This is a genomic window from Spirosoma aureum (genome assembly GCF_011604685.1).
Lineage (GTDB): Bacteria > Bacteroidota > Bacteroidia > Cytophagales > Spirosomataceae > Spirosoma > Spirosoma aureum.
Genome location: NZ_CP050063.1, coordinates 2,248,615 through 2,259,817, shown reverse-complemented (window position 1 = coordinate 2,259,817; position 11,203 = coordinate 2,248,615). Strand labels below are relative to the sequence as shown.

General features: G+C 48.5%; 10 protein-coding genes. 7 read left to right on the top strand and 3 right to left on the bottom strand.

All coding sequences use genetic code 11. The annotated features are described in order from the left end of the window. Positions 1 to 7: 7 nt before the first annotated feature. A complete protein-coding gene (gene pucL / locus G8759_RS09020) occupies positions 8 to 868 on the bottom strand; it encodes a factor-independent urate hydroxylase (RefSeq protein WP_167207169.1) in 861 nt (286 codons plus the stop codon). 157 nt (positions 869 to 1,025) lie between these two features. Between pucL and allB the strand changes: the two genes are divergently transcribed. From allB to G8759_RS08990, 6 genes are read left to right on the top strand one after another with little or no spacing between them, the layout of a single operon-like run. Further along, a complete protein-coding gene (gene allB, locus G8759_RS09015; protein WP_167207167.1) occupies positions 1,026 to 2,369 on the top strand; it encodes an allantoinase AllB in 1,344 nt (447 codons plus the stop codon). After that, positions 2,366 to 3,613: an allantoate amidohydrolase gene (locus tag G8759_RS09010; RefSeq protein ID WP_167207165.1), complete on the top strand. Its 1,248-nt coding sequence runs from the start codon at positions 2,366 to 2,368 to the stop codon at positions 3,611 to 3,613. The genes allB and G8759_RS09010 overlap by 4 nt, the downstream gene beginning before the upstream one ends. A gap of 34 nt (positions 3,614 to 3,647) precedes the next feature. Continuing rightward, positions 3,648 to 4,394, top strand: a complete 747-nt coding sequence (allE, locus tag G8759_RS09005) for a (S)-ureidoglycine aminohydrolase (protein WP_167207163.1) — start codon at positions 3,648 to 3,650, stop codon at positions 4,392 to 4,394. Next, on the top strand, positions 4,391 to 4,897 hold the full coding sequence (gene uraD, locus G8759_RS09000; protein WP_167207161.1) for a 2-oxo-4-hydroxy-4-carboxy-5-ureidoimidazoline decarboxylase: 507 nt from the start codon (positions 4,391 to 4,393) through the stop codon (positions 4,895 to 4,897). The genes allE and uraD overlap by 4 nt, the downstream gene beginning before the upstream one ends. Continuing rightward, positions 4,894 to 5,229 (top strand): hydroxyisourate hydrolase, encoded by a 336-nt coding sequence (gene uraH / locus G8759_RS08995; RefSeq protein ID WP_167207159.1) that lies wholly within the window; start codon positions 4,894 to 4,896, stop codon positions 5,227 to 5,229. The genes uraD and uraH overlap by 4 nt, the downstream gene beginning before the upstream one ends. Positions 5,230 to 5,286: 57 nt before the next feature. Then, a complete protein-coding gene (locus G8759_RS08990; RefSeq protein WP_167207157.1) occupies positions 5,287 to 6,723 on the top strand; it encodes a DUF6986 family protein in 1,437 nt (478 codons plus the stop codon). Between the two features lie 119 nt (positions 6,724 to 6,842). Here the strand turns inward: G8759_RS08990 and G8759_RS08985 are convergent, their stop codons facing one another. Then, on the bottom strand, positions 6,843 to 7,643 hold the full coding sequence (locus tag G8759_RS08985) for a CHRD domain-containing protein (RefSeq protein ID WP_167207155.1): 801 nt from the start codon (positions 7,641 to 7,643) through the stop codon (positions 6,843 to 6,845). Positions 7,644 to 7,944: 301 nt separating this feature from the next. Then, complete coding sequence (locus tag G8759_RS08980) at positions 7,945 to 8,418, bottom strand: CHRD domain-containing protein (protein ID WP_167207153.1); 474 nt, start codon at positions 8,416 to 8,418, stop codon at positions 7,945 to 7,947. 296 nt (positions 8,419 to 8,714) lie between these two features. On the opposite strand from G8759_RS08980, the gene G8759_RS08975 reads away from it, so the two are divergent. Then, positions 8,715 to 10,982 (top strand): aconitate hydratase, encoded by a 2,268-nt coding sequence (locus G8759_RS08975; RefSeq protein WP_167207151.1) that lies wholly within the window; start codon positions 8,715 to 8,717, stop codon positions 10,980 to 10,982. Positions 10,983 to 11,203: the final 221 nt, after the last annotated feature.

Genomic DNA, 11,203 nt, shown 5'->3' with positions numbered 1-11,203 from the left:
CCAAATGCTAGTCTTCACTGTCCTGCTCCCTCGTCACTGTCCCGGTAATGTAGCCATACGGTTCGTCGGTGGCGATAAAAATCTCATTTTTGTTGTCCAGACCAAATTGCTCCAGATTGAACGGTATATGGTGCTTGTTGGGCATGATCAGACTAATCTCGCTCACAGCCTCATTCTCTTCCAGAACGGCCGAACCCATTGCCAGTAAGGTTTGCTGGACCGACAGACTTTTATGATGGGCAAACGTTTTCAGGAGTGTTTCTCTAATTTTAGCAAATGCCACGGTAAAATCAAGCTCCTGTGTTGTATAGGTCCAGGTAGCCTCGCATTGGGTCGCCAATATGCGATCGGCCGTTTCTTTTAGCGTTGTGAATTGGTCTTTGATATAGCCTTCGAAGCCCGAATCTGTCGTTTTCAGAATCAGTAGGTCTTTGATACCAGACGTAATGGCAATATGATTCCCGGTCTGTATGATGGTTGTTGTATGGTTCTCAGAACCACCTCCGATGTAGGCATGGTGATGTGGCTCGCCGTCGAAAGTCATTCGGCGATAGGGATGCTCGACGATATCGACTGTCGCCTGGGTTACCTGTGGGTTATTGGTGATAAAATAATTCGCTAAATACAACCCGAAATTTTCAATAGAATCCACGAAATGCGCTTGAGCTAACGCATAGACGGTGTTCTTCTGCGTGTCGGTGGGCAGTATTTTCGAGTTATCGCCTAGTGTGTGCGCAGTTTCAAAATCCCCCTGCAAAGACACATTGACGGAGATCTGCCTGAATTCATGATAGGTAGGATGCCGAATTATTTTTGACAGATTCACAGCGTTCTTACCGTACGCATTTTTTTTCAGTTTAAGCTTCATGGTTGTTTCGGCTGTTTTAGGTAGTATTAACCCCTATTATAGAAATTAATTTTCTATTTTTAGTCTACATCCTCAACTCTTCAAGGCTACCAGTTGAGTCTAATCAGCAATAAGCTATCGCCACGCTAAAGATTGACTCCAGACAATCGTTCGTATTATGGTTGATTTCGCAATCAAAGGGAATAATATTCTTACGCCTGCAGGACTCCAGAAGGCGGTAGTTGTACTAAAAAACGGATTAATTTCTGATGTTTTAAAGGATCTACCGCCAACTATCGATGTCGAAGTCATTGATATTTACGACAAGGTGCTGATGCCCGGAGTCATTGATCCCCACGTACATATCAACGAACCTGGCCGGACCGATTGGGAGGGTTTCGATACGGCTACGCGGGCAGCTATTTCCGGCGGATTGACAACACTGGTCGACATGCCCCTCAACTCATCACCGGTTACGACATCGGCAGCGGCTTTCGACCAAAAACTGGCAGCCACCGCAGGCCAGCTTCACACAAACTGCGGTTTCTGGGGAGGTCTCGTACCGGGGAATACCGGCGAAATCGAGAAACTGATCGCCAAAGGTGTATTAGGATTTAAAGCCTTTCTGACTCATTCCGGCATCGACGATTTCCCGAACGTTAATGAAGCGGATTTGCGGAAAGCGATGCCCATTATTGCCAAGCATGGGTTACCATTGCTTGTCCATTGCGAATTATCTACCGACGAAATACTGGCGACCGGCGATGTTCGATCCTACCAGAATTACCTGTCATCACGGCCAGCCGAATGGGAAGATAAAGCCATTTCCTTACTGATCCGGCTGTGCGAAGAATACAACTGCCGAACCCATATTGTGCACCTATCCTCGGCCAGTTCCATCGAACCCATTGCCAAAGCCAAACAAAACGGGTTGCCACTAACGGTCGAAACGGCACAGCATTATCTGTTTTTCAATGCTGAAACCATTCAGGATGGCCAAACGCAGTTCAAGTGCGCACCACCCATTCGTGAAAAGGAAAACAACGACCAGTTATGGGTGGCCTTGCGCGACGGCACTATTGACTTTGTGGCTACTGACCACTCCCCTGCCCCGCCCGACTTAAAACTACTCCAACGTGGTGATTTTATGAAAGCCTGGGGCGGCATCGCATCCCTTCAGTTAGCCTTGCCCGTTCTATGGACAGCCGCCCGGCAACGCGGCTTCTCGATAACCGATATAGCCCGCTGGCTAAGTGAAAAACCAGCCCAGTTAACAGGATTATCGCATCAAAAAGGGCAAATTGCAATTGGGTACGATGCCGATTTAATCGTATGGGACCCCCTAAATTCGTTCACGGTTTCGGAAGAACTCCTGCAACACAAGCATAAAATGACCCCTTATCTGCATCAGGAATTGTATGGTGTGGTCGAACAAACCTATCTCGGTGGCCTGAAGGTTTTTGAGAACGGAACGATCAGCCAGTTGAATGCCGGAAAACTTATTACGCCCTTCATGAAATGACCGATTATTTACAACGGGCCGAAAACGTACTGAATAAAATCAACGAACTGGCTTCGATCAGTGAAGACCCAGCGTGCATCACCCGCACCTTTGGCACTACGGCGTTTCAGCAGGGAAGCCGCATCATTCAAAACTGGATGCAGGACATTGGCCTGGAAACGCGCGTTGATTCCATTGGCAATGTGAGAGGCCGATTGATCAGTCCTCAGGCGAATGCCAGAACGTTTGTCATTGCCTCGCACATGGATACGGTCGTGAACGCCGGTAAATTCGACGGGCCGATGGGTGTTATCATGGGCATAGACCTCATCGAACAGCTCATTCTGACGGGTAAACCACTGCCTTTTCACCTCGAACTGATCGCGTTTAGCGACGAAGAAGGCGTTCGCTTTCACACAACTTACCTTGGCAGTAAAGTCGTTGCCGGTTCATTTGACGAAGCCCTTCTCAACAAAAAAGATGAATCGGGTATAACACTAAAGGAAGCTATCCAGACAATTGGTGGGAATTCGGCTCAGCTACTCTCCGATTCGATTGCAGTTGCTAATTGGCTGGGTTATTTTGAAATTCATATTGAGCAGGGCCCCGTACTCTATGAACGTAACGTTCCGGTTGCCGTAGTAACTGATATTGTGGGGCAAAAACGCATAGAAATTACCTTTAGTGGTATGGCCGGCCATGCCGGAACCGTACCGATGACGATGCGTCAGGATGCACTTTGCGCTGCTGCTGAATTCATTCTGGTAGTCGAGCAATTGGCTGTTAGTGAGCCAGATCTGGTGGCTACAGTAGGCAAACTGAACGTAGTCAATTCGGCCAGCAATGTCATTCCCGGCGAAGTAAGCTGTAGTCTGGATGTACGAAGTAATAAGGCATCTACTCTGGCAGTGGCTTGCCAAACCTTGCACGATACATGTGCCGAAATCGGCCGGAAACGGGCAATTGGTACCAATTGGAAACTAATTCAGGAAACTGCATCGGTAGCCTGCGACCCGGTCATCAGTGACTTATTGGCAGAGGCTATAAGCGATTGTGGTTATGAAGTGATACGGCTGGTAAGTGGTGCCGGACACGATGGTGTACCGATCTCGCAGGTTTCGCCGGTTTCCATGCTGTTTGTGCGGTGCTTCAAAGGCATTAGCCACAATCCACTGGAAAACACAGAATTGGCCGATATGGCCGCTACCCTTCAGGTGGCCGATACCTTTATGAACCTCCTTATCGAAAAACAACTGATTATGTGATTTTTGTCAGCCTGACAAAACCTAATATAAACCTATGGAAATATCAGCACTTACCCGATCGGTTGTCAAACGCAATCATGCCATCATTAGCCCCGACGGCTACATTAATAGTCGTGTACCCGACTGGGATAACTGTACTGTCAACGTGATCATCAACGAGCAAATGGGTGCAAACCTGTGTCAGACGCTCATCACGACAACTAAAAATAGCAGGCTTAGGGGTACCACAAAAGCCGCGCAACTGTTTTTCTACGTCATAAGCGGTCAGTGCACAGCAACGGTAAGCGGAGACGAGCAGCCGTTAAAAACTGGCCAGTTTGTCTATATCCCAATCGGTAAAGAGTACCTGATCGAGAAAACAGAAGCCGGTACGCAACTGTTGACGTTCCATAAAGTCTACGAAAGGCTGGAAGGCCATACTATACCGCCCGTTATTTTTGGCGACGCTGCCACCGTAGCGGCTCCGGCCTACCTGGGCGATCCAGCTCTGCGTTTGCAAGTGTTACTCCCCGATGAGCTATCGTTCGATATGGCAGTCAATATTTTCACCTACGATTCGGGTGGTCATTTACCCCTGGTCGAAACGCACATCATGGAACACGGCCTTATTTACCTGCAGGGGCAGGGCGTGTATATGCTCGATCAGAACTGGTATCCTATCAAAAAAGGCGATTCGATCTGGATGGCTCCCTATTGTCAGCAGTGGTTCACGGCGATGGGAAAAGAACCCGCCGTCTATATTTATTACAAGAACGTAAACCGTTTTCCCACAACTGTATGAGCCTGCCCGAATTAAATCAGTTGCCGGTTAACCAGTTAAAAGAAGCCCTGGTTACGTGTTGTGGATCAATGGTCTGGGTGAACGAAATGGCCAGAATCTTTCCGGTCGAGAGCAAAGACAGCCTGTTCGAACAGGCTGAAATCAGCTGGTTTTCCCTGAACGAAAGCGACTGGCGGGAAGCATTTGACCATCATCCGAAAATTGGCGACATCAATTCGCTCCGGGAAAAGTTTGCTAATACAAGCGCCTGGGCTTCCGGTGAGCAATCGGGAGTGTCAACTGCATCACAACAGGTTTTAGAGGATTTATCGGAAGGAAATCGGCTATACGAAGCTAAATTCGGTTATATTTTTATCGTCTGCGCTACCGGCAAATCGGCCGATGAAATGCTGGAAATTCTAAATTCCAGACTACCCAATTCGCCCGAAGATGAAATCCTGATTGCGATGCAGGAGCAGAATAAAATTACCAAAATCCGTCTTGAAAAACTTCTGGTATCATGAGCCAACTAACCACGCATATTCTTGATACAACGCAAGGAAAACCAGCGGTAGCTGTTAGCGTAGTGTTGTATCAGCAGCAACGGGAATGGACAGAAATTGCCCGCGGAATCACCAATTCAGACGGGCGGATCAGTGATTTGTTGCCTAACGAAACCGTCTTACCAACCGGGACTTATAAGCTGCGGTTTGAAACCGGTGCTTATTTCGATATGCTTGACACACCAACGTTTTATCCGTATGTCGAGATTGCGTTCCAGCTCATTACGGGCGAGCATTACCATGTTCCCTTATTACTGAATCCGTTTGGCTATTCTACCTATCGCGGTTCCTGATCGTGAACCATTAAGATTATGCCTACACGACGCCATGTCCGAAAAAAACATATTATTATGAAGTTATCGATTCAGGAAAGCGACAAAAACCGACTACTTGATAGCCTAAAACCGGCCAATCTGGCGTTTCAGGCAACGTATCCCGGCGACAAACCCGACCGGCAGCCCGTTCATACGGTCTACGGTGGAGCCAATCTGTTTAAGTCGGACACCTGCATCCGAATGGGCGAAATCGCGTTGAAAAATCTGCAAACCTACTCACCCAATTTCGTTGTACTGGCGAATGTGCTTCAACTGGATGGGTATGACCGTTTGCCACACTTACGAAAAGACATTGCCGATCTGACCGATCGTTTAGACAGCCTGTCGGAAGCCGAACGCAGACAAGAATCGGCCTGGCTAGCCTATTCTGTTTACAACAAAATTGTCCAGAAACTCCAGACAGAAGCCGTGGAGGATTTTCGGATTGACTTTGAAGATGGCTTTGGCAATCGCCCCGACGACGAAGAAGATGCAACGGCCGTTCAGGCCGCTCTTGAAGTAGCGGAGGGCATGAAAAATAAAACGCTGTCGCCGTTCATAGGCATTCGCATCAAACCGTTTACCGAAGATTTAAAGTTTCGCGGGGTTCGTACGTTAGATATTTTCCTGTCGACGCTGCTCGAAAAAACCGGCGGTGTATTGCCCGATAATTTCGTCGTGATGCTCCCTAAAGTGACCATACCCGAACAGGTAATCACGATGGTGCGTTTGTTTGAAATTTTAGAGAAGGAGAACAATCTCGCCCCCAACACCCTGAAAATGGAAACAATGGTGGAGGCTACGCAGATTGTTATGGACGACGAAGGTCGCAATCCACTAATGCGCATTATCAAAGCCAGCGAAGGCCGGTGTATTGCCGCTCATTTTGGCACATACGACTATACAGCGTCCTGTGGTATTACGGCCAAATACCAGACAATGGATCATCCCGTTTGCGACTTTGCTCACCACGTAACAAAAGTCGCGCTGGGCGGCACCGGTATTTTTCTGTCCGATGGTGCCACCAATGTGATGCCCATCGGCCCACACCGGGGCGACGACCTGACATTCGAGCAATTGGCCGAAAATCGTACAGCCGTTCATAATGCGTGGAAAATTGGGTACAACCACACCATGCATTCACTGATCAATGGGTTTTATCAGGGTTGGGACCTGAATCCGGCTCAGTTGCCAATGCGGTATGCCGCTACGTATAATTTTTTCCTGAGCAGTTACGAAGACGCTGTATTCCGGCTGAAAACGTTTGTAGAGCGGGCGGCCATTTCGACGCTGACAAAAGACATTTTCGATGATGCAGCCACCGGACAGGGCTTACTCAATTTCTTCCTGAAAGCGATGAACTGCGGAGCAATATCAGAAGAGGAAGCGCTGGTAACGGGCTTGACAATAGACGAAATCCGCAGTCGTTCCTTTTACCGGATACTGGAGGGAAGACGAAATAATAACGGGTAATGTAGAATGGATGGTTCATACAGGCCTATCGCTGAGAAGCGTGCCACGGTTACTGATGTTGTTGCTAATAACCGTGGCACGCTTCTCAGCGATAGGCCCATATTCCGTAAAACCTACTGCTACTTAATATCACCCCGAATTTCGCCCGCTGGAAAAACAGCGGTGTGTAGGTTGGCGTAATAAAATCCGTTCAGCAAACTATCGACCCGCGTTGCGGTCGTCAGTGTAGTCGTACCTATAATTGGAGAGGTCAAACTCAAAAATGGAATTTCGACTGGCCCGGTACCATTAGCCGCATTGACTCGATGGAGGTGCCCCGCCACGGGACTTAACCCCGAATAGGTGACTGTGTAGCTCAATACACGTGTCGATGGATCGACCACGCCAACAAACGCACCGGTAGCTGCTGAAGCTACCGGTATGGGCTTTTCGGCAGCTCCGCTCAAAGCTGCCGTTAGTTTAATTGGGCCATCAACACGGACATTCCCCCGAATTTCGCCCGCCGGAAAGGCAGGCGTGTGTAGATTGGCATAGTAAAATCCATTAATTAAACTATCGACCCGCGTTGCCGTTGTCAGTGTCGTTGTGCCTATAATCGGGGAGGTCAGGCTCGCAAACGGAATTTCGACTGGCCCGGTGCCATTGGCCGAATTGATTCGGTGGAGGTGACCCGCTACGGGACTTAGCCCTGAATAGGTGACCGTATAGCTCAATACGCGGGTAGCACGATCAATTACACCAACAAACGAACCTGTACCCGCCGATGCAACAGGAATTGGTTTCTCTCCAGCTCCACTTAAGGTTGACACCAATCGAATTTTTGCATCGGGAGGAAACCCCTGGTGATCATTGCAATTCATCAGGAAAGCGCTTAGTGCCATGAAAACAGCCACTAACAGAAAGGTAGAGTTCTTTGTCATTTTCATTAATTGAGAAGTTAAGAGTTAGCGAAATCTTGTATTGATACGAACAGAATAAACGAGTAAGGCTTTTTAAACCTATGGCAAAATACGTTGTTGACAACAATTGTTCAGAAAAAATGGCTTTATCACGATACTGACCCCGTACACGTTGTTTTACTTGCATATACGTGCTTAAAGGTATAATTAGATTCCAAGAAACTATTGATTTCCTGTACGTTATCTTTATTTTTTTCTCTTTAATGAAAGAGGGGCAGCCTCATCTTGAGACTGCCCCTCTTTCATTACAATATAGCACTATTTACTGTTTCTTGATATCTCCGCGAATCTCACCAGCCGGATAGAGAGTCGTGTGTAAATTGGCGTAATAAAATCCGTTCAGCAAACTATCGACCCGCGTTGCGGTCGTCAGTGTCGTCGTACCACTAATTGGCGAAGTAAGGCTTGAAAACGGAATCTCGACAGGTCCAGTGCCATCTGCTTTATTAATGCGGTGCAAATGCCCCCCCGTCAGTGTTGATGAAAATGGCCCAGTATAAGTAAGCGTATAGCTAAGTACCCGCGTCGTTGTATTCAAATCGCCAACAAAGTTGCCTGTAGCCGTCGACGTTGTCGACGTCGGTTTTTCACCAGCCCCATTTAACGTCGCCACCAGACGTGTGGTTGTTGGCGTGGGTACAGTGGTTGTCGGATTCTCTTCGTCTTTACACGACATAAACGTCGTTCCAAGGGCCAATAAGGCCGCAACAGACAGGATTGCACTTTTCTTGTTCATAAAAATAGGCGTCTATGTGTACAACTGGGTTCAAAAATAGATTGAATTACCCAAAAAGTACGCAGTACTTACAGGTAGAATGGTGAAACAATCGGTTTATTGCTAAGCATACATCAAACCGAGGAAACGGTCGAACTGTTTACCTGCTCATAAGATCTCTAGCGACTCATTGTCAGATTATTTCCAAAACGCGGCAGAATCTTCTAATTTTGACCCGCGAACCGGAATCCATTTTGCGATTTCATTGGTTCTCTCTATAGAGTATACCTTTCAGTAACCCCGTTATCCTATTTGCTATGGCTTTTGATTTAGACATGATTCAGCGCGTTTACGCTAACCTCGGCGAACGCGTCGAAGCAGCCCGGCAGGCAGTGGGCAAACCGCTGACCTTGTCGGAGAAGGTTTTATACAGTCACCTCTTTGCCGGAACTCCGACTCAGGCGTTTGAGCGGGGTAAGGCTTATGTGGACTTTGCACCCGACCGGGTAGCCATGCAGGATGCAACGGCTCAAATGGCTTTGTTGCAGTTTATGCAGGCTGGCCGCCCCCAGGTAGCCGTTCCGTCAACGGTTCACTGCGATCACCTGATTCAGGCCGAGGTAGGGGCCGTTCAGGATCTGGACATCGCCAAGAGCAAGAACAAAGAAGTTTACGACTTCCTGTCGTCTATTTCTAACAAATATGGAATCGGCTTCTGGAAACCGGGCGCAGGTATTATTCACCAGGTGGTGATTGAAAACTACGCCTTTCCGGGCGGTATGATGATCGGTACCGACTCGCATACACCCAACGCGGGTGGCCTGGGCATGATTGCCATTGGCGTTGGCGGTGCCGATGCCTGCGACGTTATGGCTGGCCTGGCCTGGGAATTGAAAATGCCTAAACTCATTGGCGTAAAACTGACCGGCAAACTCAGTGGCTGGGCATCGGCCAAAGACGTTATTCTGCGGGTTGCCGGTATCCTGACCGTAAAAGGTGGTACGGGCTGCATTGTTGAATATTTCGGCGAAGGCGCAGAAAGTCTGTCGGCAACGGGTAAAGGCACGATCTGTAACATGGGTGCTGAGATAGGGGCTACTACCTCCATCTTTGCCTACGATGAGAAGATGGCGGACTACCTCCGGGCTACCAACCGGGCCGACATCGCCGAAGCTGCCGATGCCGTCAAAGCAAATCTTCGCTCAGATGAAGAAGTCTATGCTGATCCGGCATCGTACTTCGATCAACTCATCGAGATTGATCTCAATACGCTCGAACCGCACATCAACGGTCCGTTCACTCCTGATCTGGCCTGGCCACTATCGAACTTCGCCAAAGCGGTGAAAGAAAATAACTGGCCTGCTAAACTTGAAGTTGGTCTGATTGGTTCTTGCACCAATTCCAGCTACGAAGACATGACCCGCTCAGCGTCGGTAGCGGCTCAGGCAACGGCCAAGCACCTGAAAACCAAAGCTGAATTTACGGTAACCCCGGGTTCAGAATTGGTTCGATTCACGGCTGAACGCGATGGATTGCTCACTACATTCGAAGAAATCGGTGGTGTGGTATTGGCTAATGCCTGCGGACCCTGTATTGGGCAGTGGGCGCGCCATATGGATGATCCAACCCGTAAAAACTCCATCATCACGTCGTTCAACCGGAACTTCGCCAAGCGGAACGATGGGAACGCCAGCACCCACGCTTTCGTGGCTTCGCCCGAAATTGTGACGGCTCTTGCTATCGCCGGTGACCTGACGTTTAACCCAATGACGGATACGCTGACCAATGAAGATGGTGAGCAGGTGAAGCTCGACGAGCCGCAGGGTATCGAGCAGCCTATCAAAGGCTATGCGGTTGATGATGCCGGTTATCAGGCTCCTGCAGAAGATGGTTCAGGCGTTTCGGTCATCGTTAGCCCAACTTCCGATCGTCTGCAATTGCTGGCTCCGTTTAGCGCCTGGGAAGGTACCGACCTGACCGGCCTGAAATTGCTGATCAAAGCCAAAGGCAAGTGTACGACTGACCATATTTCGATGGCGGGTCCCTGGCTGAAATACCGTGGTCATCTGGACAACATCTCGAATAATATGCTGATTGGTGCGGTTAACTTCTATAACGAGAAGACCAACAGCGTGAAGAATCAACTCACGGGTGAGTATGGTGAAGTACCGGCTGTTCAACGGGCTTACAAAGCCGCTGGTATTGGCTCTATTGTGGTAGGAGACGAGAACTACGGTGAAGGTTCGTCGCGTGAGCACGCAGCCATGGAGCCCCGTTTCCTGGGTGTTCGGGCGATTCTGGTACGGTCCTTCGCCCGTATTCACGAAACGAACCTGAAAAAACAGGGGATGTTGGCCTTAACCTTTGCTAATCCTGCCGATTACGACAAGATTCAGGAAGACGACACGATCGACATCGAAGGATTGACCGAGTTTGCACCAGGTCGTCCGCTGGAAATCGTTCTGCATCATGCAGATGGCACAACCGACGAGTTTATGGTTAACCATACCTACAACGAAGGTCAGATCGAGTGGTTCAAGGCAGGTGCTGCCCTGAACATCATTCGGATGAAACAGAGTGCATAAATAGCTCAGACAGCTTGTCTGTTATATACTAAATCAACCCGGTTAACTGCTTCCAGCAAGGCAGTTATCCGGGTTGATTTTTTTATATACAATTACCATCAAATTAGACTAGTACTAATCTTTTAGTAAACTACTATCTCGTTTATAAGTTATTTTAACCATAAAAATAAAACACGTATTACCTTAAAGCGTTTTTCGATTAATCTCCACGACCATTAGTT